Source organism: Micromonospora sp. PTRAS2, from assembly GCF_054052245.1.
The window spans coordinates 63,480-85,567 of record NZ_JBSWBU010000010.1 but is presented as its reverse complement, the minus strand read 5'-3'; the positions used below and the strand labels follow the sequence as shown (position 1 = coordinate 85,567).

Genomic DNA, 22,088 nt, shown 5'->3' with positions numbered 1-22,088 from the left:
CGTCGGCGGTCGCGGTCAGTGCGCGACGCGACCGCCGACGAGGGTACGGACGACCCGCTCGCGTACGGTCCAGCCGCCGAACGGGTTGTTCCGGGACCGGCTGCGGTGCCGGTCGACGCGGATGGGCCGTGGGACACCCGTCTCGACCACGCACAGGTCGGCGGGCTCCCCCACCCGCACGGGCCGCCCCGCGCGGTGCGCGATCCCGCCGATGCGGGCCGGCACGACGGAGAGCACCTCGGTGAGCCGCGCCCAGTCGACCCGGCCGGTGTCGGGTGCGCGCAGCACCGTGGCGACGATGGACAGGGCCGTCTCCAGCCCGGTCAGCCCGAACGCCGAGTCGGCCCACCCGCGCGTCTTCGTCGCCTGCGGGTGCGGCGCGTGATCGGTGGCGACGACGTCGATGGTGCCGTCGGCGAGCGCGGCGCGCAGGGCCAGCACGTCGGCGGCGGCCCGTAGCGGCGGGTTGACCTTGAGCGCCCCGCCCGCGCGCAGCGCCGCCTCGTCGTCTAGGACGAGGTGGTGCGGTGTCACCTCACAGGTGACCCGGACGCCCGACCGCTTCGCCTGCCGGATCAGCTCGACCGATCCCGCGGTGGAGAGGTGGCAGACGTGCAGGTGTCCGCCGGTGTCGGCGGCGATCGACAGGTCCCGGTCGACGACGCGTTCCTCGCCGGCTGCCGGCCACGGTGCCGCGCCCGCCCGGGCCGCGACCCGGGCGTTGACGACGCCGGCGCGGGCGGCGAGGGGGTCCTGGGCGTGCTGGGCGAAGACGACGCCGAGCTCCCGGGAGGCTTCCAGCATCGCCCGCACCAGGGCGGGGTCGGCGACGCAGCGGCCGTCGTCGGAGAAGACCCGCACCCCGGCCGCGACGAGCGCAGGCACGTCCACGAGCCGCCGGCCGGCGAGGTCACGTGTCACCGCGGACACCGGATGGACGCGGGTGGTCCCCCGTGGCACGCGCGCCAGCAGGTCGGCGACCCGGGAGACGCGGTCGGTGGGTGGTGCGGTGTTGGCCATGGCGAACACGTCCGAGTACCCGCCCGCCGCCGCGGCGGCCGTACCCGAGCGGAGGTCCTCGGCCTCGGGGTGGCCGGGGTCGCGCAGGTGGGTGTGCAGGTCGACCAGGGCGGGCAGGACGATCTGTTCGATGGCTGGCGGCCGCCCGGCGCTGGGCTCGATCGCGCCGATCACGCCGTCGGCGACGGTGACGTCGACCAGCGGCCCGTCCGGCGTCAGCCGGACGGCCTCAAGCCGGCGCACCGGGGCTCCCCTGCACGGCGAAGACGGGCCCGTCGAAGCAGACGAGGGGGCCCTCCCGCCCCGGGTCGGCCGGGCGGGGCAGCGCGCAGCCGTGGCAGTAGCCGAGGCCGCACGCCATGTGGGCCTCGACGGACACCTGCAGCGGCACCTGCCACCGCTTGGCGAGGGTCATGGCGAGTGCGGTCAGCCGGTGGGAGCCGCACACCACGACCAGCCCGGGTGCCCGGGCGGCGAACCGGGCGGCCAGCCTGCGGTCGAGGGCCTCGACGGCGCTGGTGCCGTCGAGGTCGGTCACGGCGAGGGCCTCGGCACCGAGCTCCGCGCAGTCGGACCGGCCGATGACGCGATCGTCGGTGCGGGCGCTCAGGACCACGGTGCTGGGGACGCCGGCGGCGCTGGCGTCCTCGACGAGGGTCATGAACGAACACACCCCGATTCCCCGGCCGATCGCCAGCAACGGGCCGGCGGTGGCGGGAAGGTCGAAGCCACGGCCGAGGGGGCCGGTGACCAGGAGGCTGTCGCCGGGCCGGACCCGGCTGAGCGCCTCGGTGCCCCGTCCCTGGACGTTGTAGACCACCTCGATGTCGCCGCCGGGCCGGCGGCGGTGCACGGCCATCGGCCGGGGCAACTGGATCAGCTCCCCGGCCGCCTGCGGCACGCTGAGCATCACGAACTGGCCGGCCTGGGCGGTCGCGGCGACGCGGGGGGCGCGCAGCACCAGCCGGTGGATGGCCGGCGCGAGCGGCGTGTGGCCGACGACGACCGCCGGGTCGCAGGCGGGCGTCGGCCGGTCACGGGTGGGCAGCACGTCCAGGACGGCCGCCGGTGGCAGGGTGGTCATGCGGTCGCGTCCAGCCGGTACATGGTCTCCAGGAGCACGGCCGCGCCGGCGGCGACCTGGTCGGCGGTGCTGAACTCCCCGGGCGAGTGGGACAGCCCGCCGCGGCTGGGGACGAAGACGATCCCGGCCGGCATGAGCCGGCTGATCTGCTGGGTGTCGTGGCTCGCGCCGCTGGCCAGCACCTCGGCGGGCAGTCCCAGCGTGGTCGCCGCGGCGTGGGCCACCGCCGCCACCTCGCGGGACAGGCTCACCGGCGGGGTGTCGGCCAGCTCCTCCACCTCGACGTCGACGCCGCGCCGCGCCGCAACGGTGCGGCACCGCTGGCCGACGGCGTGCGCCGCCGCACGTTGCCGGCCGTAGTCGGTCTCGCGGACGTCGACGGTGAACACCACCCGGCCGGGGATGATGGTGATCGCGCCGGGTTCGACGGTGAGGGCGCCCACGGTGATCCGGGTGTTGACGTCGGTGGCTGCCACGGCCAGCCGTTCGCAGTCGAGCACGCACTCGGCGGCGGCGGCGAGCGCGTCGCGGCGGTTGTCCATCGGGGTGCCGCCGGTGTGCGAGGCCACCCCGGTCAGGCAGACGCGCAGCCGGGTCGAGCCGGAGACGGTGTCGACCACCCCGACGGGCACCCGCCGGTGTTCCAGCACGGTGCCCTGTTCGACGTGCAGCTCCACGAAGGCCCGCCAGTCCCGGGGGTCCCACCGCGCCGTCTCGACCCGCTCCGGCGCGAGGCCGCACTCGGTCATGGCGGCGGCCATGGTCGTGCCGGTGCGGTCGGTGAGCTGGCGCAGGTCGGCGGCGCCGGTGAGGCCGGCGACGATGCGGCTGCCGTTGCATGCCTGCCCGAACCGGGCGCCCTCCTCGGCGGCGAAGGCGACGAACCGCCACGGGCGGTGCCGGGGGCGGGGTCCGGCGCTCGCGGCGGCGGCCACGGCGAGGGCAGCCACGACCCCGACGGTCCCGTCGTACGCGCCGCCGTGCGGGACGCTGTCGAGGTGGGAGCCGGTGCCGATCGCGCCGGGGCGGGGCTCGGCATCGGGGGCCAGCTCGCCGATGGTGTTGCCTGCGGCGTCGGTGTACACGGCGATGCCGAGCTCGGCGAGGAGGGACGCGAAGAGGTCGTGGGCCTGGCGTTCGAGGCGCGTGTACGCCAGGCGGGAGACCCCCGGTCCGGGTTCGGACAGGGCGGCGAACCGCCGCAGCGTCTCCTCCAGCCGGGCCGGCTGCAGGGCGGGGACGGTGGCGAGGGTGGACATGGTGCTCCTGGCTGTCGGAGAGGGTTAGTGACCGTCGGGCGCGGGCCCGTGCGGCGGGGCCGGCAGGTGCAGTCGGGGCGGGTCCAGGGTGATGGCGCAGTCGAGCCGGTGTCCCCGCTCGCGCATCATCGCGTCGACCGGTGCCAGGGCCCGGACGCTGGTGAACGCCGTGGCGACCAGGGCGACGGTCGAGCTGGCGGGCAGGTCGGCGGAGGTGAAGAGGAGGCCGCGTTCCTGCACGACGGTGACCCGGCGGGTGCGCATCGCGGCCGCGACGACGTGGGCGAGCACCGCCTCCTCCTCGCCTTCCCAGTGCACGACGGCGGTCACGGCGCGGGCGGAGAGGACGGCGGCGAGCGCGTCGCCGAGTCGGATGGACGCCGACGGGTCGTGGCCGAGGTCGAACCACCGTTCGACGCCGTCGGTTCGGGTCAGCGGCGCGGTGAGCGCGGAGAGGTCGGCGAGTTCGGGCATGGTCTCCTCGTTCCTGGTCGGCGCGCGGCGGCGGCCGGGCGCGGCGGGCTGGGCTGGCTCGCCCCGGGTCAGGCGAGCGTGAGATCGGTGCGCAGCAGGGCGGACAGCGTGGTGACGCCCGCCGCGTGGCACCGGGAGCGCAGGCCACGGACGACGTCGACCATGGCGGTGGGGCGGCTGAAGTTGGCGGTGCCGACCTGCACGGCCGACGCGCCGACGGAGAGGTACTCCAGGGCGTGGTCCGCGGTGGCGATCCCGCCGCAGGCGATGACGGGCACGTCGACGGCCTTGGCCGCGAGCCAGACGAGCCGCAGGACGATGGGGCGGATGTGTGGGCCGGTGAGGCCGCCGACGCGGTTGCCGAGCGCAGGCCGCAGGCTGCCGGGTTCGAGGGGAAGCGACGGGACCGAGTTGGCCACGCAGACCGCGTCGGCACCGGCCTCCTGGGCGGCGCGGGCGCACTCGGCGATGGAGGCCACCATGACGGGCAGCTTCGCGATGACCGGTTTGTCGGTGACCGCCCGGACCCGGGCCACGGTCTCGAAGAGCACGGCGGGATCGGACCCGATGTCCCGGCCGTCGGTGTCGAGGTTGGGGCAGGAGACGTTGAGCTCGTATCCGGCTCCGGCCCCGCCGAGCTGCTCCGCGACCTGTTCGTACTCCGCGGGCGCGTGGCCGCCGATGCTGACGATCGTCGGCGCGGGCAGCGCCTGGTAGTCGGGGTACTGGTGGGTGAGGAAGCCGCCCGGGCCTCGGCTGGGGATGCCGACGCTGTTGACGACGCCGGCCGGGATCTCGGTGAGCCGGTGCGCCGGGTTGCCGGCGCGGGCCTGGAGGAAGACCGTCTTGGTGACGGCGGCGGCGAGCTCCCGCATGGGGAGCAGCCGGCCCAGCTCCGGCCCGAAACAGCCCGAGGCGGGCATCACCGGGGAGGCCAGGGCGAGGCCCCGGATACGCACGGACAGGTCGACGCCGGGGTCGGCACCGAGGGGGTCCGTGGGGGCGTCGGACGGACCCGGGTCCCGGGCTGGTGGCTGCACTCCAACTCCCTCGGTCACACAATCGCCGCAGCTTTCCGTCTAGCGGAAAGCTTGCTTCCATAAGTAGGCTACGGAGTATCGGCCGCCCCGTCGGGCGTGTCAAGCCCAGCGTCGGCGGGCCCCTCGGGGCCGCCCACCCGGCCGCCCCACCCACTCACCCCCTTGGAGGACCCGTGCGGGTCGGCCTGTACGGCGGCGCAGCCAGCGGACGCGAGGAGCTGCACCACGCCGTGGCGTCGCTGGTCTCAGCACTCGCCGACTCCGGTTGCGAGTTCGTCTACGGCGGCGGCGCGGACGGCGTCATGGGGCTCGCCGCCCGGACGGCGCTGGCCCACGGCGCCCGGGTGACCGGCATCCTGGCCCCGCCCGGCGAGGGCGACGAGACCCCCCATCCGGGGCTGACCCGGGTGGAGGTCGCCACCTCCCGCCCCACCCGGCGGGCCCGCATCCTGGGCCTGTCGGACGTCGTCGTCGCCCTGCCCGGCGGCCCCGGCACGCTGGAGGAGATCACCGAGGCGGTCAACCTGCGGCGGCTCGGCCTCACCCGGGCCCGGTGCGCGGTGCTCGACGCACAGGGCTTCTTCGACCCGTTCCTGCGGCAGCTCGACCAGATGGCCGCCCAGGGATTCCTGCGGCAGCCGCGCGCCGACCTCGTCGCCACCGTCGCCACCGCGCGCGACGTCGCCGCCCTGTGCGATGGCGAGGCCGGGCAGGACGGGCGCGGGGGCGGGTGTGCCGGCGCCGGGTCGCCGACCGGCCTCGATGGCAGGCCGGGAGCGCCCGGGGCCGCTCGGCCACCCGCCGGCTCCTGACCTCCGGCCGGCGCGCCAGCAGCCGAAACCAGTTTGGAAACCACTCTTCCACAACCGTTGACGGCGCCGATTCAACGCGCGTAGATTACGGGACCTCACGCCGGCCGGAAGGAACGCCCTAATGATCAACTTGGTGCGGGCGACACCAAAAGCCCTGGTCATCGGCTCGGTCCACCACGACCGTTCGCTGGCCGTCCCCCGACTGCCGAGGCGGGGCGAGACGGTGCTCTCCGGCGGCGCCCGCGACGGGCTCGGCGGCAAGGGAGCCAACCAGGCGGTGGCCATCGCCCGGATGGGCGTGTCCTGCGCACTCCTCGGCGCCGTCGGCGACGACGCCAGCGCGGCGTTCGTCCGGGACCAACTGGTCGCCCACGGTGTCTCGGTCGCGCAGGTCGGCGTCGTCCCCGGCCGGCACACCGGGCGGGCCACCGTCGTGGTCGAGGCGACGGGCGAGAACCTGATCGTCGTCGAGCCCGGGCCGGTGGACCGGATCGACCGGGCCACGGTCGACGCGAACCTCCGCGACCACGCGGCACCGCCGACGGTCGTGGTGGTCCAGGGCGAGGTGCCGCCCCGGGTCCTCGCGTGGGCGGCGGACTCGGCCGGCGCGGCCGGCACGAGGTTCGTGCTGAACCTGGCCCCGGTCGTCCCGGTCGCCCCCGAGACGCTGCGTCACGCCGATCCGCTCGTGGTCAACGAGCACGAGGCCGGCGACCTGCTCGAACTGCTCGACGGCCGCCCGGATCGCGTCGTCGACGTCGACGACGCGATCCGGGCGGCCCGCCAGCTCGTCGCCGCCGGCGCCCGGTCGGTCGTCGTCACCCTCGGGGCCGGGGGCGCGGTCCTCGCGGACGGGCCGACGGCACGCCACCTGGCGGCGTTCCCCGCCACGGTCGCCGACACCACGGGCGCCGGCGACTGCTTCACCGGGACGCTGGCCGCCGCGCTCGCGAACGGGCACTCCCTGGCGGAGGCCACCCGCTGGGGCCTGGCGGCGGCCTCCCTGGCGGTGGGCCGGCCCGGCGCCGCCTCGGCCTACCCGACCCGGGAGCAGGCCGCCGACGTGCTGCGCCGCGAGGCGGCACCGCGATGACCGGACCACGCCGGGTGACCCGGCAGGACGTCGCCCGCGAGGCGGGCACCTCGGTGGCGGTCGTCAGTTACGTCGTCAACGACGGGCCACGCGCGGTCGCGCCGGCCACCCGCCAGCGCGTCCTCGACGCGATCGAGCGCACCGGCTACCGACCCAACGCCATCGCCCAGGCCCTGGCCGGCGGCCGCTCCGGCGTGCTCGGCCTGGTCGTGCCGGACGTGTCCAACCCGTTCTTCTCCGCCCTGGCCAGGGCGATCGAGGACGAGGTCTTCCGGGAGGGGCAGGTCCTCCTCGTGGGCAACTCCGCCGAGAGCGCCGTACGCGAGGCCCGGCTGATCGCCAGCTTCGTCGAGCGCCAGGTCGACGGCCTGCTGTACGTCGGGGTGGGCCACCACTCGCCGGTCGAGGCGGCGATCCGGGCCGGGATACCGGTCGTCGCCCTCGACCGGCGCGACCGGTTCTCCGACATCGCCTCAGTTGTCGTCGACAACTTCGACGGCGCCGCCATGGCCACCGAACACCTCATCGCGCACGGCCACCGCCGCATCGCCGTCATCGCCGGCCCGTCGCACCTGTTCACGTCCGTCGAGCGGATCGGCGGGTGGCGCAAGGCCCTCAAGGCTCACGGCCTGCCCAACGACGAGAGCCTCTTCTTCGAGGCGCCGTTCTCCCGGGCCGGCGGCTACCAGGCGGCCGTCGCCCTGTTCGAGCGCGGCACGGCCGACGCGGTGCTCGTCACCGACGAGATGCAGGCGCTCGGCGTCCTGGCCGCAGCGGCCGACGCCGGGGTGGCGGTGCCGAGCGGCCTGGCCGTCGTGACGTTCGACGGCACCGAACAGTCCATGTTCAGCGTGCCGCCGCTGACCACCGTCGGCCAGCCCCTGGCCGAGATCGCGCGGCACGCGGTCGCCCTGACGCGACCCACGAGCCCGGAGGAGCGGAGGCACATCGTGTGCGACACCGAACTCCTCCGTCGCCGCTCCTGCGGCTGCACCACACATCACAGAGAGAACCACCAGGTGTCGACTCAGATGGCAGTCGGTGGCGACACCCGGGGCCCCCTATCGAAAGAGGACCATACCATGACAAAGAAGGTCGGCCGGATCGCCGGCGCTTCGTTGGCGGTCGCCGCCCTGGCGCTGAGCGCCTGCGGCTCCTCCGCCAACGACGATCCCAACGCGGACGCCACCATCACGTTCGTCACCCCGCACAAGGGCGTCTTCGACGAGGCGGTGGCGGCCTTCCACGAGGAGCACCCGAACATCGACGTCGAGGTGCAGATCATCCCCTTCGCCGAGATCGCGGCGCAGACCCAGGCGCGGCTCGGCTCGAAGGACACCTCCATCGACGTCATCGCGGTGGACCCGCCGCGCCTGCCCAGCCTCGCCGCCCAGGGCTTCCTCAAGGACGTCTCCGCCGACGCCCCGGCCATGAAGGAGAGCCTAACCGCGGGCGGCATCTCCTCGGTCACCTGGGACGGCAAGCAGTACGGCTACCCGCTGTGGACCAGCGACAACTTCCTCTTCTACAACAAGGCCCTGCTCGCCAAGGCCGGGATCGCCGAGCCCGGGCCCGACAACGCCAGCCGCTGGACGTGGGACCAGACGCTGGCCGCCGCCACCAAGGCCAAGGCCGCCGGCGCCCAGTACGGCTTCGCCTTCGAGCAGGTCGACGCCTACTACGCCCTCCAGCCCGTAATCATGTCGATGGGTGGCGGCGCCGGGCTGGCCGGCGACGGCAACCTCACCCCGGCCGTCGACACCGCGCAGTGGCGCGCCTTCGGCGACTGGTACGGCAAGCTCTACTCCTCCGGCCTGTCTCCCCGTGGCCTGGCGTCCGCCCAGATGCCCGACCTGTTCAAGAACGGCTCCGTCGCCTTCTACGTCGCCGGACCGGCCCGCATCACCGACCTGCAGAAGAGCGGCCTCGCCGACAAGTGGGGCATGGCCCCGCTGCCGTACGCCGCGGGTGGAAAGGTCGTCACGCCGACCGACTCGTGGGCCGTCGGGGTCAGCAACGTCAGCGAGCACCCGACCGCAGCGCAGGAGTTCGCCCGCTACCTGTCGCTGTCCACGGACGGCGCGACGTCCGCGTCGACGAAGTTCAACCTGCCCCCGGTGAACCAGAAGGCGTACCCGAAGTACATCCACTACATCGACGGCATCGCCCCCCGGCAGACCACCCAGTACGGCACCCTGCTCACCACCGACACCGACGAGCACGCGGTCCGGCGGCCGTCCTCGGTGGGGTACGTGGACTTCGAGACGATCGTGAACAAGGCGTTCGCCGACATCCGCAACGGCGGCGACCCGGCGCAGATCCTCGCCACCGCGCAGGACGCCCTCGCCCGGCAGCTGTCCCAGTACAAGTAGCGCGCCCGCCCCGGGCGGCGGGTCGCGCCGCCCGGGGCCCGGCAGGCCCTAGTCGGAAAGACACGAACGTGACACAAGCACCCCCGCGCCCCCGAGGTGGCCGCAGCCGCAACCGCGCGCGCCTGCGGACGCTCGGCACCGCCGGACTGTTCCTCCTGCCGGCCCTGACCGGCCTGGTCTTCCTACGACTCGTCCCGTCCGTCGAGGCGGTCACCTCGGCGGTGACGAACCGGCTCGGCGAGTTCTCGCTGACGAACTTCACCTATCTGTTCGGCGACCCCGCGTTCCTCGGCTCGCTGAAGGTCACCCTGCTGTTCTCGCTGGTCATCAACCCGTTCCAGATCGCGGTCGCGTTGTTCCTGGCCGTCCTGCTCACCCGGCACATTCCGCTGGTGGGCCTCTGGCGCACGCTGATCCTGCTGCCCATCGCGATCCCGCAGACCGTGTCGGCCATCGTCTGGGGCGTGCTGTTCCGCCCGGACGGCCCGCTCAACGGCCTCCTCGGCACCCTCGGCATCCCGGCCGTGCCGTGGCTGGTGAGCCCGGACACCGCGCTGATGTCGATCGTCATCCTGTGCAGCTGGGTCGGGGTCGGCTACTGGATGACCTTCCTGGTCGCCGGCATCCACGAGATCCCCCGCAGCCTCTACGAGGCCTCCGACCTCGACGGCGCCGGCGGGTGGAAGCAGTTCGTCCACATCACCCTGCCCGGCATCCGCCGGCCGCTGCTGTTCGTCCTCGTCGCCGACACGGTCGCCAACTTCCTGGTCTTCGCCCCGGTGCGGATCCTGACCCAGGGCGGGCCGGAGGGATCGACCAACCTCATCATGAACTTCATCTTCGAACGCGCCTACACGCTGGCCGACACCGGCAGTTCCGCCGCGGCGACGGTCGTCCTCGTCAGCATCGTCATCGTGGTGGTAGCCGCGCAGTTCCGGCTGCTGCCCGGGAGGGACTAGACATGGCCGACATCGTCGCGAGACGCCACGAACGGCGCACCGGACGCCGCACACTCTGGCTCGTCGTACCGGTCGCCGCCCTGGCCGTCGCGCCCCTGCTCTGGGCCGTCGTCTCCTCGCTGCGCCCCGGCGAGGAGATCTTCCGCTACCTCTCCCCTGTCTCGGTGCGGACGGTGGTCCCCTCCACGGTCTCGCTGGACAACTACCGCGCGGTGCTGGAGAGCAGCTTCACCCTCGCGCTGCTGAACTCGGTGCTGGTCACCACGGTCAGCGTGGCCCTCGGGCTGGCCGTGTCGTCGCTGGCCGCGTTCGCGCTGGCGATGATCCCGTTCCCTGGGCGCGCGGCGCTGTTCGGCGTCATGGTCGTCAGCTTCCTGGTGCCGTTCGAGGCGATCGCCATCCCGCTCGCGTCGACGTTCCGCGAGGCCGACCTGCAGAACACGCTCGTCGGGCTGATCCTGCCGGCGGTCGGCAACGGCCTGGCCATCTTCCTGCTGCGGCAGTTCTTCCTCGGCATCCCGACCTCGCTCAGCGAGGCCGCCCGGATGGACGGGCTGTCCTGGTTCGGCATCTACCTGCGGATCTATCTGCCGCTGTCGCGGGCGTCGATGGTCGGCGCCGGCCTGATCCTGTTCGTCTTCCAGTGGCAGTCGTTCCTGTGGCCGCTGCTCATCGCCCCGGCGCCGGCCGTGCGGGTCGCGCCCGTGGCCATCGCCGACTTCGCCCAGGAGTCCGGTGTCGACTACGGCCAGATGTTCGCCGCCGCCACCCTCACCGCCGTGGTCCCGCTGCTCGTGCTCCTCTTCGCGCAGCGGCAGTTCGCCTCGTCGCTCGCCTCCACCGGGGAGCGGGAGTGAGCGCCGGCCGCCCGCCGTCGCGGCGACGGATCATCGTCGACTGCGACCCGGGCAACGGCGTCCCCGGCGCGGACATCGACGACGGGCTCGCCCTGGCGCTCGCCGTCGCCTCCGACGCCATCCAGCTCGACATGATCACCGTCGTGTCCGGCAACACCCATCGCGACCAGGGCTACGCCGTCGCCCGCACCTTCGTCGACCTGGTCGGGCTCGACATCCCGGTGTACGCCGGTGCGGGCACCGCGCTGCTGGAGCCGAGCGGCCCCTGGCGCAGCCGGCAGGACCAGGTCACCCGCAGCGACGCGGTCCGCGCCGCATGGTCCGCCGTGCCGCCGCCGGACCCCCACGACCCCGGCACGGCGTTCGGCGCCGCGGCGGAGATCGTCCGGCACGTCCGCGCCCACCCGGGTGAGATCACCATCGTGGCGATCGGTCCCCTGACGAACGTGGCGCAGGCCCTGCAGCTCGACCCGGGCCTGCCGGAGGTCGTCCGGGAGATCGTCGTCATGGGGGGCGCGTTCGACGTACCCGGGTTCCTGCAGGAGCTGAACTTCGGCATCGACCCGGACGCGGCCCGGGCCGTGCTGACCTCGGGGTGCCCGGTCACGCTGCTCCCGCTGGACGCGACGTCGCAGACGCTGCTGCGCCACGAGGACCTCGACCTCGTGGATGCGGAGCGCTCCGCGCTGGCCCGCTACGTGGTCCAGACGACCCGCCCCTGGATCGACCTGGCCGCGGCCTGGCGCGACATCGGCGGCTGCCTGCTGCACGACCCCCTCGCCGTGGCGCTGCTCGTCGACCCGGGCATCGTCACCGTCGAGGAGATGATGGTCGACGTCGAGACCCGGGGCACGCTCACCCGGGGCCGCCCGGTCGCCTGGACGCGGGAGAACCTGCGGCTGCACGTCGGGCTCGACATCTCCCGGGCCAAGCCCGTGCGGATCGTGAAGACGGTCGACAACGACCGGCTCCTGCGGACCATGTTCGCGGCGTACCACGGCTGGTCGGACCAGGTCGGGTCCCGGGCGTAGCGGTCACCGGCCCGGGGTCGACGGCGCCTGCGGTGCAGGTCCGTCGGCCCCGGGCCGGTGTGCGTCGCGGGACCCCTCAGGCCGGCGCGGGCCGCAGGTCGTGGGCGCCGGGGCCGGACGGCGCGCCGGCCCGCTGCAGGGCCCGGCGCAGCTGCCCCGCGCCCCGCGGATCGTCCACGAAGAGCCCGCCCACCACCTCGCCCCGGTCGTCGAGGTAGAGGCAGTGCCGCCGGCCGTCCGTCGGGTGCCAGTTGTCCGACACGATCCGGCCCGGCCGGGCCGGGACCTCGCCGACGGTCTGGAGCTTGTGGCCGTACTGGTCGGACCACGCGTACGGCACGAAGGTCCCGGGGTCGAAGGACGCCCCCTCGACCAGGACCCGGGCGACGGTCTTGGCCTGTTCGACGGCGTGCGACCAGTGCTCCGAGCGGCGGCGGCCCCGGCCGGCGGGGCCCGGCCAGGCGGCGACGTCGCCGAGGGCGAGGACCGCCGGGTCGGCCGTCTGTCCGTGCGGCGACACCGGGACGCCGTCCGGCCCGGCGAGGCCGCTGCCGGCCAGCCATTCCACGTTCGGGACGCCGCCGATGCCGACGACGACCACGTCCGCGTCGAGGGCCGTCCCGTCGGCGAGCACCACCGAGGCGGCGTCGCCGCCGGCCGGCCCGACCGAACGGACGTGCGCGTCGAGCAGCAGCCGCACCCCGGCGTCGCGGTGCAGCCGGGCCAGGTAGCTGGAGACGTCCGGGCCGAACTGCGGCAGCAGGGCGGGCTCGCGGGACACCAGGGTCACGGTGGTGCCGCGGGCCACGGCGGCGCAGGCGACCTCGCAGCCGATGAAGCCGGCGCCGATCACCACCAGGCGCCGGCCCGGGCCGAGCCTGGCCGCGATCAGCCGGGCGTCGTCGAGGGTGCGCAGCGTGTGCACGTGCGGGCCGCCGTTCGGGGCGGGCAGCTCGCGGGGGCGCGAGCCGGTCGCGACGACGAGGAAGTCGTACGGGATCAGGCCGCCGTCGGCGAGCGTGACGAGCCTGCGGTCGCGGTCCAGGCCCGTGGCCGCCGCGCCGAGCCGGGCGTCGACCCGCAGCTCGGCGAGTTGCCCCTCGGTCACCAGGTGCGTGCGGCTCGCGGGCCACTCCCCCAGGAGCATCTGCTTGGACAGCGGCGGCCGGTCGTACGGCAGGTGCGGCTCCGCGCCGACCAGCGTCACCGGGTCGGCGTAGCCGAGGGCCCGAAGGTGCTGCGCGGTCCGCAGCCCGGCCAGGGAGGCGCCGACGATGACCGTTCCGCCCGTCACGGCGTGGTCCGTTCGAGTCGGATCGCGACCGCCGGGCAGGACTCGGCCGCCTCGCGCAGCTCTCCCTCGTCCGTGTCGGGGAAGCTCTCCCGCAGCGCCACCGCCTTGCCGTTGGCGTCGAGGTCGACGAGTTCCGGCGCGACCATCACGCAGTTGGCGAAGCCCTGACAGAGGTCGAGGTCGACGTGCACACGGATCATGACAGCTCCTTGCGGTCGGTGGGTGCGGCGGCGATCCGGTCCCGGAGTTCGGCCTTCTTCGCCTCGGCGAGCGAGTCGACCCGCAGCAGGGCGTGTGCGCCGCTGATGTCCCTGCGGTCGATGAGGATGCGGTTGGCGTCGGCGATCGAGTAGCCGTGCGGCTCGCGGGCGACGAGGCGCATGGTGTCGCCGACGCGGACGACACCCTCCCGGAGCACCCGGTAGAGGATGCCCGTCCGGTGGCTGCGGGCGACCTCGATCGTGAACCTGGGACGGCGGTGGCGGGCGGCCACCTTGTGGCAGGGGGACCGGGGCTGCGCCGCCTGGACGACGGCCTCGCCGACGGCGAAGACGTCGCCCACGTGCACCTCGAACTCGGTCAGGCCCGTGGTGGTGAAGTTCTCCCCGAGGGCCGCGTACTGCGGCAGGTCGAGCCCGAGGGTGGCCCGCCAGAACTCGTAGTTCTCGGTGGAGTAGCTCAGGACCACCCGGTCCGGGCCGCCGTGGGTCTCGTACACCTGCTCGTCGCCCGGCAGCCCGGCGCGGCACACCCGGACCTCGTCGACCGGGGTCTTGAGGTATCCCGTGCGGATCTCCTGGTCGCCGCTGCGCAGCAGGGACGCGCCGCCCACGCAGAGCCACACGATGCGTCCCGAGAGGTCTTGCACCGGGGGATCAGGACTCTCCATCGCCGCACCCTCCTTCCATCTCATGGAAGGCATGTTTCCACAGCATCGCGCCTGCGCACCAGAGGCGATGAATCCCCTTCGCCCCGATCCCGCCCCTCCTGGGCGGCGATCGGGGCTGTGTCGTCCGACACCGGCGTGGCGGACCGGGCTCGCTGCGGCGTGCCGGCAGCAGACCACCCGGTGGCGAGGCATGAGGAGATGGGCACCACCGAGGCCGGCACCAACTCCATCGGGAGCGCGCCGCCGGCCGCGACGGCCGGGAGGCGGCGAGAGGGCGGGCCGACTACTCCCCGGCGGTCCAGCCGAGGTGCGCCGACATCCGGGCGGCGGCCTCGGTCACGCTCCGGATGGTCGCGCTCCGGACGGCGTCGGCGGCGAACCGGCCGGACGAACCGGCGAGCGTCACGCTGGCGGTCGCCCGACCGGTCGAGGTGAAGACCGGGGCGGCGACCGCCCAGACGCCCTCGTCGAGCTCGTCGGCGGCGATGTCGTAGCCCCGGTCCCGGATGACCGGCAGGCGCTCCAGGACGGCGTCGACGGTGTGCGGGCTCGACGGCGTGAACTCGCCGAGCACGCTCGCGCCGAGCAGTTCCGCGGCGACCGTCGGCGGCAGGTACGCGAGGAGCACCCGGGCCGCCGCGGCCGCGTTCAGCGGCATGACCTGCCCCAGGCGCACGAAGAGCCGGAGCGGATAGGTGCCCTCCACCAACGAGACGCAGACGGCCTCGCTGCCGTGCAACTCGGTCAGGAAGACCGTCTCGCCGGTGGCCTGGGACAGCTCGCGCACGACGGTCGTGAGCGACTGCATGCCGCCGGCACCGCGCACGTTCTTCTCGGTGAGATCGCGGACGGCCGGACCGAGGAAGTAGCGCAGATCGATCGGCGACCGGCTGACGAACCGCTGTTCGCGCAGCACGGCGAGGATGCGGTGCATGCTCCCCAGTGGGATGTCGAGCGCCAGGTGGAGTTCCTGGAGGGTCATGCCGTCAGGCCGGCCGGACAGCGCCTGGAGGACCTGGAGCGCGCGCACGACGGGTTGCATCCCCCCACCCTATGGAGCACACCGCGGCCGGCCGTGCGGGGGTGGCCGGCTCCGCGGCAGACCGGGCGGCCGACCGCGCACGGCCCAGGCGATCGGACACGGGCCGCAGGAATCCGGACGGACCCATCCGCACCGCTCGGGTCCGGCCCGCGTCCTGCGCCACCATCGCAGCCATGGACATCTCCGACCGCGGTGCCGCGCCCCCGACCGACACCCGGGCCGACGCGGCACGCCGGCCCGCTCTGCTCCGCCGCTGGCCGAGCCTGCTCGGCCTGGCCGTGGCCACGGCGACGCTGGCGGCCGGGGCCGACCGGGAGGGGCTGTCGATCACGGTCGCCGTCGCCGCCCTGTGCTACCTGGGCGCCGCCTCGCTGGGCCGCCCCTGGGTGGCCTGGGCCGGCGTCGGCGGCGGCGGGATGGTGGTGGTGGCGAGCGAACTGGCGGGGGTGCCGTGGTGGGCCGGCGTGGGCGTCGTCGCGGCGCTGCTGGTCGTCGCCGGCCTGGCCGGCGGGGTGCCGCGCGCACCGCTGGCCACCCAGGCGGCGGCTCTGCTCGGTTACGGGGGGCTCGCCGTCACCGCCGTCCTCGTCGACCCGCGCGTCGGGCTGGTGCTGGCGGGGCTCGCGCTGGCCGGGCACGGGATCTGGGACGTGGTCCACTACCGGCGCGCCGAGGTCGTGCCACGGTCGCTGGCGGAGTTCTGCATGCTGCTGGACGTGCCGCTGGGCGTGGGCTTCCTCGTCCTGGCCGCCGTCGCGGGGCCGCCGCAGTGACCCGGTCCACCCGGCGGCGGCGGGCCGACCCCGCCGGATCGCCCGAGATTTACCTGACTAAAGTCAGGCACATGGACACGGAGCTTGTCGCGACGGTACGGCGGTTCAACCGGACCGTGACCCAACGGGTAGGTGCGCTGGACGACGCGTACATGGCGCGCGGGCGGCCCCTCGCCCAGGCGCGCCTGCTGTGGGAGATCGGCCCGGACGGCGCCGAGGTCGCGGCGCTGCGGAGCCGACTCGGCCTGGACTCCGGGCACCTCAGCCGGCTCCTGCGCGCCCTGGAGGGCGACGGGCTCGTCACCGTCGCGCCGGCCGGCGGCGACGGCCGCGTCCGGCAGGCCACCCTCACCGACGCCGGCCGGGCCGAGTGGTCCACGCTCGACGAGCGCTCCGACGCGTTCGCCTGGTCGATCCTCGAACCGCTCACCGGGCCCCGCCGCACCCGGCTCGTCGCGGCGATGGCCGAGGTGGAGCGGCTGCTCGTCGCGTCGATGGTGACCATCGAGCCGTGCCCGCCGGGCGACCCGCGGGCGCGGGTGTGCGTACGGGCCTACGCCCGCGACGTCGCCCGGCGCTTCGACGACGGCTTCGACCCCGCGCTGAGCAGCCCGCTCGGCGACGACGAGCTGACCCCACCCGCCGGGGTGTTCCTCCTGGCCACCCTCGACGCCGAGCCCGTCGGCTGCGGCGCGGTGAAGCTGCACCCCGGCGCGCCGGCCGAGATCAAACGCGTGTGGGTCTCCGAGGCGGTGCGCGGCCTCGGCGTCGGCCGGCGGCTGCTCGACGAGCTGGAGCGGTACGCCGCCACGCGTGGCTGGACCGCCGTCCGGTTGGACACCAACCGCAACCTCACCGAGGCGCTCGCCCTGTACCGCTCCGCCGGGTACCGCGAGGTCGAGCCGTTCAACACCGAGCGCTACGCCCACCACTGGTTCGAGAAGCGCCTCGTCCCCTGACCGGCCGGGCCGACCGCCCGCGCTGTCCGGTAGCCGACCTCCGACCGCCGCGAATCCCCGTACGGTGGGCGCGGGAAACCGGCGGGTGATCCGCCGGAGGACGGGAGCACGATGACCGGCACCCCACAGTGGCACGCCACCGCCGACGGGACCGAGGACGAGCTGGTCCGCCTGGCGATCCGGGCGGTGGCGCCCGACGAGGAGCCGCTGCTGGCCTTCCTCGCGCCCGCCTACCGGCGCCGTCCGGGCCACTGGCGGCGGGACCCGGCCCGGCTGGTGCGGGTGGGTGGCGGCGAGGCCGGCGGCGGCGGCTTCGACGAGGCCGTCGCGCCGCTGCTGCCGTACGTGCTGGTCCTCACCGGCATCGCGCTGGAGGCCCTGCGCGACGGCGTGCGGGAGCACGCCACCGACGCCGTCCGCGGCGGCCTGCGCACCCTGCGCCTGCGCTGGCGGGCCCGGCGGTCCACCGCGCTCCCCCCGCCGCCGGCGCTGCGGCTGCGGCCCGGGCAGTTGCTGCGCATCGAGGAGGTCGTCACCGCCGCCGCCCGCGACCCGGCCTGGGAGCTGACCGAGGACCAGGTCGCGCTGCTGCGCGACGCGGTGCGCGACGCGTTCGAGCAGCGCTTCGGCGTCGACGGTGGCGATGCCGACGGCGGCTGAGGGCTCCGGGCCGGCCGGCGCGGTCGCGCCCCCGCTGCCCTCGGCCACCCTCGGCCGGTTCGTCGCCGCGGTGACCGCGGTGGTGGGCACGAGCATGTTCGGTTGGCAGACCGTGCTCGTCGACAGGGAGGCCACCCGGCAGCGCGCGGAGTGCCTCGCCGGGCTCAGCGGCCTTCCGGCCCCCGTCGACGTGCGCACGGGCACGGTCAACGAGGAGAGCCTGGCCGCGGTGCAGCAGTGCCTCGGCACCCTGCGGGGGGACTCGCTGCGCCAGATGGCCGTGGGGCTCGCCGTGCTCGCGGCGGCGACCGCCGCCGTCTACCTCGCCGCGCCCTGGTGCGAGCGTTGGCTGCGCGACCTGCGCCGACTCGACCGGGTCCCCGGCACCGGGGCGCTGCGGTCCGCGCTGGCCGGCCTGGTCCGGGAGGCGGGCCTACGCCGGCCGCCGGTGTTCGTGGTGTCCCGGTCCGCCCGGGTCAGCGGCAACACCTTCGGCGCCGGTCCCCTGAGGTACGTCCGGCTGGACCTCGGCCTCGTGCACGCCCACCGGACCGCGCCGCCACTGTTCCGGGCCGTCGTCCTGCACGAGCTGGCCCACGTGCGCAACGCCGACGTCCACCTCACCCGGCTGGCCATCGCCCAGTCCTGGGCGTTCCCCCTGGCCGTCCTCGTCCCGGTCGCGGTCAACTACGTCGGCTCCGTGCCCGTGCGACGGCTGCTCGCCGACGGCTGGAGACTCGCCGCCTTCGCGCTGATCGTGCAGGTGTCGGTGTGGTCGGTGCTGCGCGCCCGGGAGTTCGCCGCCGACGCCCGCCTCACCGGCGACGACCGGGCGGCCGCGCGGGCGCTGCTCGCCGCCGACCGCCGCCGGAGCGGCCGGTGGGCCCGCCTCGGCTCGGTGTTCCGGTTCCATCCGCTCGCCCAGGCCCGGGTCGACACGTTGACACACCCCGGACGCCGGTTCGCCGCCCGCCCGGTCGAGGCGCTCGGCGCGGGCCTCGCCGCCGGGATCGCCGCCCCGCCCCTGGTGGACCTGATGTCCAGCCTGCCCCGGCAGCTGCCGGGGCTGGACCAGCTGACCGGCGGGGCCGTCGCCGCCGGGCTGCTGCTCGGCGTGCCGCTCGCGCTGGTCACCACCGGCGCGCTGTGGCGCTGCGCCTGGTGGGCGCGGCACACCGGCACCGCCGCCGCCACGGGCACGGCGTTCGGCGCGGCCCTGGCCTGCGGCCTGGCCGTCGGCCGCCGGCTGTCCTGGGTCACCGCGTACCGCGACCAGGACCGGGCCTGGTGGATCGAGGTCACCCTCGGTCTGCTGTGGATCGTCGGCGGGGCGCTGCTCGGCCGGTGGGTCGCCGGCGGCGCGCGGGCGTACCTGCGACGCGTCGCGCCGACGGACACCCGCCGGACCCGGCTGGCCTGGGCCGGCGCGGTGTCGGCCACCTCGGTGCTCACCGCCGGCTACGTGGCGTCCCTGCTCGTGCTGGACAAGGCGACCCTCGACGGTGCGACCACCATGCTGCGTCTGGTCGCCGCGCGCGAGGGGCATCCGGACACGGTCACCCCGCTGACCCTGGTGGACCTGTTCGACTTCCTCCTGCGTACCGTCTCCGCCCAGGCGCCGTACCTGTTCGTCCTGCCGCTGCTCGCGCTGCTGCATCCGGCGCTGGCCGCCCGCCGCGCCAGCCGGCGGGCGGTGCGCCTGGGTGTCGTGGCCGGCGGCGTCGGCGCCCTGCTGGTGCCGCTGACGCCGCTCGGTCTCGGCCTGGTCGCGCGCGACCCGGGGCTCAGCGCCACGACCACGGCGGCCGTGGTCGACGGGCACACCCTGGTCCCGGTCACGTTCGTCGAGCTGACCATCGCCGTCGCCGTGGTCGCCACCCGACGCCTGTCGGTGCCGCACGCCCTGCTCGCCGCCCTCACGGCGGGGCTGCTGCTGGCCCCGGCCATCCTGACCGCCGACACCCTGGTGTACTGCGTGACCGACGCCGCGATCGGCTGCGGCCCGGTCGTCGACCGGGTCGCCGTCGACCGGGTCCTCACCCACGCCCTCGTCGTCGCCCCGACGGTGGCGGTGCTCGCCGCCACCGTCGGGGCCGTCCTGGCCGCCGGGCTGGCCGGCTCCGCGCGCCGCCGGCGCTGGACGGCGGCCGGGCTCGCCGCCGGGCTCGCCGCCGGCACGGTCGTGCCGGTGCTCCTCCGCCCGACGGCCACCGCGACCGTGAGCCGGGACCCCTGTCTGGTCGGGGTGTGGCGGCTCGCGGACGGCCGCTACCACCTGCTCGTCGCGGCCGACTCGCTGCTCGGCGGTATGGCCGGCCTCACCCGCGACGCCACCCTCGACCTCGCCAGCGGGGCCGAGGACGGCTCCGCCACCGCCTACCGTGCCGACGGCACGGCGACGGACCTCTACGACCTGACCGCCGCCCGCGGCACGCTCGGCGGAAAGCCCGTGCGATACACGCAGCGGGGCGTGCAGACCTACCGCTGGTCGACCGCCGGCGGGCGGTACCGCCAGTACGACCAGGTCGACCCGGGCGTCGAGACGGTGGTAAGGGTCGGTGACCGCGAGGCGGACCTGCCTGTGGGGCCGGAGGAGAACACGGGCACCTACCGCTGCGACGACGACCGGCTGACCGTCCGCCTGGAGTACGACGACGGGGCGTGGAGCGAGGAGTCGTTCGTGCGCAGTCCCGCCTGAGTCGGGACGGGGCTGCGCGGCGGCGGGTCGAGAGGGCGGGCATGGCCGCCCGCATGGAGCCATGGAGCCATGGCATCGACGTGGAGACAGCACGGAGTAGCCTGGCTCCATGTCGGACGAACCCGGGCGCCACCGCCGAGCGCGCGGCGAGATCGAGGAGCTACCCAGCGGGTCACTGCGGGTCCGGGTGTACGCCGGGATCGACCCCGTGTCGAAGCGACGCCGCTATCTCACCCGGACCGTGCCGGCCGGGCCGGGCGCGGCCGAGGCGGCCGAGGCGGTGCGGGCCGAGCTGCTCGACACGGCAGGCCGGCAGCGCCGGCCGAGCGTCCGCGCGCAGGCCGGCCCGGCGGCGGTCGGTTCGCCGGCCGCCCGCCCGCCGGCCGCCGCGCCCGTGCCGCAGCGGACGGACGGCACGGCGGGCGCCGAGCGGCGCGGGCGCAGGCGGGGGGAACACACGCTCACCACCATCGCCCGCCTCGCCGACGTGTCGGTGCCGACGGTGTCGAAGGTGCTCAACGGGCGGCCGGGGGTCGCCGCCCAGACCCGGTCCCGGGTGGAGGCGCTGCTGCGGGAGCACGGCTACCGCCGGCCGGAGCTGGGCACCCCGAGCGCAATCGTGGACGTGGTCTTCTACGGGATGCAGAGCAACCTGGCGGTGGCGATCATGCACGGGGTGGAGCAGGTCGCCGGCGAGCACCGGCTGGCCGTCGGCTTCACCGACGCCCGGCGGCAGCTGTCGCAGGGGCGCTTCTGGTCCCGCGACCTGCTGGCGCGACGACCGACCGGGGTGATCGCGGTGCACCTCGGCTTCACCTCCGAGCAGCACGCCCTGCTGCGGGCGAGCGCGATCCCGTTGGTGGTGCTGGATCCGACGGACGAGCTGCCCCTGCACACCGTCCCCTCGGTGACGGCGACGAACTGGAGCGGCGGCTTCGAGGCCGCCCGGCACCTGCTCGACCTGGGCCATCGCCGGATCGCCGTGATCACCGGCCCGACCGAGCGGCTCTGCGCCCGGGCGAGGCTGGACGGTGCCCGGGCGGCGATGGAGGCCGCCGGGGTCGGGCTGGAGCCGAGGCTGCTGCGCACGGGCACCTGGTTCTCCTTCGAGGACGGTCTCAGCCTCGGCCAGGACCTGCTGCGCCTCAACCCGACCCCGACGGCGGTGCTGTGCGGCAACGACCTGCAGGCGCTGGGGGTCTACGAGGCCGCCCGCCTGACCGGCCGACGCATCCCGCAGGATCTCAGCGTCGTGGGCTTCGACGACATCCCGCACACCAGGCTGTGCGGCCCGACGATGACGTCGGTGCAGCAGCCGCTGACGGACATGGGGGCCGCCGCGGCCCGGATGGTGCTGGCCCTGGCCACCAACCAGCGCCTCCCCCAGACCCGCGTCGAGCTGGCGACCACGCTCGTCGTACGCGACAGCACCGCCGCTCCCGGCACCTGGTGACCGACGCCCCGGGGTTCCTCGGAAACCTCTCCTTGTCGTCGCCGACTTGTTTCGGTAGCATCCGAACCGATCGATACCACCCGTCCCATGCGCACAGGCCGCCGAGCACGGCGGCACGGCGAAGAAGGAAGGTGCCCCTCCAGGCCACCCGCCACCGGCTCGGCGCCCGTCCGCGATCCGTGATGACGAACATCACGGTTTGCCGCCGCAGTCCGGCCGTTTTCTCCAGCCCACCCGACACCACCGCCGCGTAGACTCTCGCTGATTTGGCGTTGTCCACGGCGGTATGTCTGCGTGCCCCGAGGTCGATGCCCGACGA

At 75.0% G+C, this 22,088-nt stretch carries 20 protein-coding genes; 11 read left to right on the top strand and 9 right to left on the bottom strand.

Going from position 1 to position 22,088, the window contains the following annotated elements:
* Window positions 1-15 precede the first annotated feature (15 nt).
* The 5 genes from ACVMYR_RS25825 to ACVMYR_RS25805 all read right to left on the bottom strand — a co-directional run bounded on the left by ACVMYR_RS25825 (window position 16) and on the right by ACVMYR_RS25805 (window position 4,877).
* Window positions 16-1,263, bottom strand: a complete 1,248-nt coding sequence (locus tag ACVMYR_RS25825; RefSeq protein WP_457122985.1) for a dihydroorotase — start codon at window positions 1,261-1,263, stop codon at window positions 16-18.
* Complete coding sequence (locus ACVMYR_RS25820) at window positions 1,250-2,104, bottom strand: iron-sulfur cluster-binding protein (protein ID WP_457122984.1); 855 nt, start codon at window positions 2,102-2,104, stop codon at window positions 1,250-1,252. Before ACVMYR_RS25820 ends, ACVMYR_RS25825 begins: the two co-directional genes overlap by 14 nt.
* Window positions 2,101-3,363 carry an allantoate amidohydrolase gene (locus tag ACVMYR_RS25815; RefSeq protein WP_457122983.1) on the bottom strand — a complete coding sequence of 421 codons (1,263 nt, stop codon included), beginning with the start codon at window positions 3,361-3,363 and terminating at the stop codon, window positions 2,101-2,103. The genes ACVMYR_RS25820 and ACVMYR_RS25815 overlap by 4 nt, the downstream gene beginning before the upstream one ends.
* Before the next feature lie 24 nt (window positions 3,364-3,387).
* Entirely contained in the window at window positions 3,388-3,837 is a 450-nt protein-coding gene (locus tag ACVMYR_RS25810; protein WP_077940015.1) for a hypothetical protein, read from the bottom strand.
* A gap of 68 nt (window positions 3,838-3,905) precedes the next feature.
* Window positions 3,906-4,877, bottom strand: coding sequence for a dihydroorotate dehydrogenase (locus ACVMYR_RS25805; protein ID WP_457122982.1), 972 nt, complete (start codon window positions 4,875-4,877; stop codon window positions 3,906-3,908).
* 173 nt (window positions 4,878-5,050) lie between these two features.
* Between ACVMYR_RS25805 and ACVMYR_RS25800 the strand changes: the two genes are divergently transcribed.
* The 6 genes from ACVMYR_RS25800 (at window position 5,051) to ACVMYR_RS25775 (ending at window position 12,001) form a co-directional block, all read left to right on the top strand.
* A complete protein-coding gene (locus ACVMYR_RS25800; protein ID WP_457122981.1) occupies window positions 5,051-5,689 on the top strand; it encodes an LOG family protein in 639 nt (212 codons plus the stop codon).
* A gap of 121 nt (window positions 5,690-5,810) precedes the next feature.
* The gene (locus ACVMYR_RS25795; RefSeq protein WP_077940013.1) at window positions 5,811-6,782 is read left to right on the top strand and encodes a ribokinase; all 972 of its coding nucleotides are present in this window, start codon (window positions 5,811-5,813) and stop codon (window positions 6,780-6,782) included.
* Entirely contained in the window at window positions 6,779-9,154 is a 2,376-nt protein-coding gene (locus ACVMYR_RS25790; RefSeq protein ID WP_396788445.1) for an extracellular solute-binding protein, read from the top strand. The genes ACVMYR_RS25795 and ACVMYR_RS25790 overlap by 4 nt, the downstream gene beginning before the upstream one ends.
* A 68-nt stretch (window positions 9,155-9,222) precedes the next feature.
* On the top strand, window positions 9,223-10,113 hold the full coding sequence (locus ACVMYR_RS25785; protein WP_043968850.1) for a carbohydrate ABC transporter permease: 891 nt from the start codon (window positions 9,223-9,225) through the stop codon (window positions 10,111-10,113).
* 2 nt (window positions 10,114-10,115) lie between these two features.
* Complete coding sequence (locus ACVMYR_RS25780; RefSeq protein ID WP_077940011.1) at window positions 10,116-10,970, top strand: carbohydrate ABC transporter permease; 855 nt, start codon at window positions 10,116-10,118, stop codon at window positions 10,968-10,970.
* Window positions 10,967-12,001, top strand: a complete 1,035-nt coding sequence (locus ACVMYR_RS25775; RefSeq protein WP_457122980.1) for a nucleoside hydrolase — start codon at window positions 10,967-10,969, stop codon at window positions 11,999-12,001. The genes ACVMYR_RS25780 and ACVMYR_RS25775 overlap by 4 nt, the downstream gene beginning before the upstream one ends.
* Window positions 12,002-12,077: 76 nt before the next feature.
* Here ACVMYR_RS25775 and ACVMYR_RS25770 read toward each other — a convergent pair whose 3' ends face one another.
* The 4 genes from ACVMYR_RS25770 to ACVMYR_RS25755 form a co-directional block, all read right to left on the bottom strand.
* Entirely contained in the window at window positions 12,078-13,295 is a 1,218-nt protein-coding gene (locus tag ACVMYR_RS25770; RefSeq protein ID WP_457122979.1) for an NAD(P)/FAD-dependent oxidoreductase, read from the bottom strand.
* Window positions 13,292-13,495, bottom strand: a complete 204-nt coding sequence (locus tag ACVMYR_RS25765) for a ferredoxin (RefSeq protein WP_077940009.1) — start codon at window positions 13,493-13,495, stop codon at window positions 13,292-13,294. Before ACVMYR_RS25765 ends, ACVMYR_RS25770 begins: the two co-directional genes overlap by 4 nt.
* Window positions 13,492-14,208, bottom strand: coding sequence for an MOSC domain-containing protein (locus tag ACVMYR_RS25760; protein WP_396788448.1), 717 nt, complete (start codon window positions 14,206-14,208; stop codon window positions 13,492-13,494). Before ACVMYR_RS25760 ends, ACVMYR_RS25765 begins: the two co-directional genes overlap by 4 nt.
* Window positions 14,209-14,467: 259 nt before the next feature.
* Window positions 14,468-15,226, bottom strand: a complete 759-nt coding sequence (locus ACVMYR_RS25755) for an IclR family transcriptional regulator (protein WP_457122978.1) — start codon at window positions 15,224-15,226, stop codon at window positions 14,468-14,470.
* Between the two features lie 173 nt (window positions 15,227-15,399).
* Here ACVMYR_RS25755 and ACVMYR_RS25750 point away from each other — a divergent pair, with 173 nt between their 5' ends.
* The 5 genes from ACVMYR_RS25750 (at window position 15,400) to ACVMYR_RS25730 (ending at window position 21,769) form a co-directional block, all read left to right on the top strand.
* Complete coding sequence (locus ACVMYR_RS25750; RefSeq protein WP_457122977.1) at window positions 15,400-15,999, top strand: hypothetical protein; 600 nt, start codon at window positions 15,400-15,402, stop codon at window positions 15,997-15,999.
* A gap of 71 nt (window positions 16,000-16,070) precedes the next feature.
* Complete coding sequence (locus ACVMYR_RS25745; protein ID WP_396788450.1) at window positions 16,071-16,958, top strand: bifunctional helix-turn-helix transcriptional regulator/GNAT family N-acetyltransferase; 888 nt, start codon at window positions 16,071-16,073, stop codon at window positions 16,956-16,958.
* Between the two features lie 111 nt (window positions 16,959-17,069).
* Window positions 17,070-17,618: a hypothetical protein gene (locus ACVMYR_RS25740; RefSeq protein ID WP_396788451.1), complete on the top strand. Its 549-nt coding sequence runs from the start codon at window positions 17,070-17,072 to the stop codon at window positions 17,616-17,618.
* Window positions 17,602-20,316 (top strand): M48 family metalloprotease, encoded by a 2,715-nt coding sequence (locus tag ACVMYR_RS25735; protein WP_457122976.1) that lies wholly within the window; start codon window positions 17,602-17,604, stop codon window positions 20,314-20,316. The genes ACVMYR_RS25740 and ACVMYR_RS25735 overlap by 17 nt, the downstream gene beginning before the upstream one ends.
* Window positions 20,317-20,425: 109 nt before the next feature.
* Window positions 20,426-21,769, top strand: a complete 1,344-nt coding sequence (locus tag ACVMYR_RS25730; protein WP_077940002.1) for a LacI family DNA-binding transcriptional regulator — start codon at window positions 20,426-20,428, stop codon at window positions 21,767-21,769.
* Window positions 21,770-22,088: the final 319 nt, after the last annotated feature.

What these genes read in the sequence shown, in the direction of transcription:
- ACVMYR_RS25820 (WP_457122984.1), bottom strand. Translation starts at nt 2,104, where the DNA reads ATGACCACCCTGCCACCGGCGGCCGTCCTGGACGTGCTGCCCACCCGT.
- ACVMYR_RS25815 (WP_457122983.1), bottom strand. Translation starts at nt 3,363, where the DNA reads ATGTCCACCCTCGCCACCGTCCCCGCCCTGCAGCCGGCCCGGCTGGAG.
- ACVMYR_RS25810 (WP_077940015.1), bottom strand. Translation starts at nt 3,837, where the DNA reads ATGCCCGAACTCGCCGACCTCTCCGCGCTCACCGCGCCGCTGACCCGA.
- ACVMYR_RS25795 (WP_077940013.1), top strand. Translation starts at nt 5,811, where the DNA reads ATGATCAACTTGGTGCGGGCGACACCAAAAGCCCTGGTCATCGGCTCG.
- ACVMYR_RS25790 (WP_396788445.1), top strand. Translation starts at nt 6,779, where the DNA reads ATGACCGGACCACGCCGGGTGACCCGGCAGGACGTCGCCCGCGAGGCG.
- ACVMYR_RS25780 (WP_077940011.1), top strand. Translation starts at nt 10,116, where the DNA reads ATGGCCGACATCGTCGCGAGACGCCACGAACGGCGCACCGGACGCCGC.
- ACVMYR_RS25765 (WP_077940009.1), bottom strand. Translation starts at nt 13,495, where the DNA reads ATGATCCGTGTGCACGTCGACCTCGACCTCTGTCAGGGCTTCGCCAAC.
- ACVMYR_RS25760 (WP_396788448.1), bottom strand. Translation starts at nt 14,208, where the DNA reads ATGAGATGGAAGGAGGGTGCGGCGATGGAGAGTCCTGATCCCCCGGTG.
- ACVMYR_RS25755 (WP_457122978.1), bottom strand. Translation starts at nt 15,226, where the DNA reads ATGCAACCCGTCGTGCGCGCGCTCCAGGTCCTCCAGGCGCTGTCCGGC.
- ACVMYR_RS25750 (WP_457122977.1), top strand. Translation starts at nt 15,400, where the DNA reads ATGGACATCTCCGACCGCGGTGCCGCGCCCCCGACCGACACCCGGGCC.
- ACVMYR_RS25745 (WP_396788450.1), top strand. Translation starts at nt 16,071, where the DNA reads ATGGACACGGAGCTTGTCGCGACGGTACGGCGGTTCAACCGGACCGTG.
- ACVMYR_RS25740 (WP_396788451.1), top strand. Translation starts at nt 17,070, where the DNA reads ATGACCGGCACCCCACAGTGGCACGCCACCGCCGACGGGACCGAGGAC.
- ACVMYR_RS25735 (WP_457122976.1), top strand. Translation starts at nt 17,602, where the DNA reads ATGCCGACGGCGGCTGAGGGCTCCGGGCCGGCCGGCGCGGTCGCGCCC.
- ACVMYR_RS25730 (WP_077940002.1), top strand. Translation starts at nt 20,426, where the DNA reads ATGTCGGACGAACCCGGGCGCCACCGCCGAGCGCGCGGCGAGATCGAG.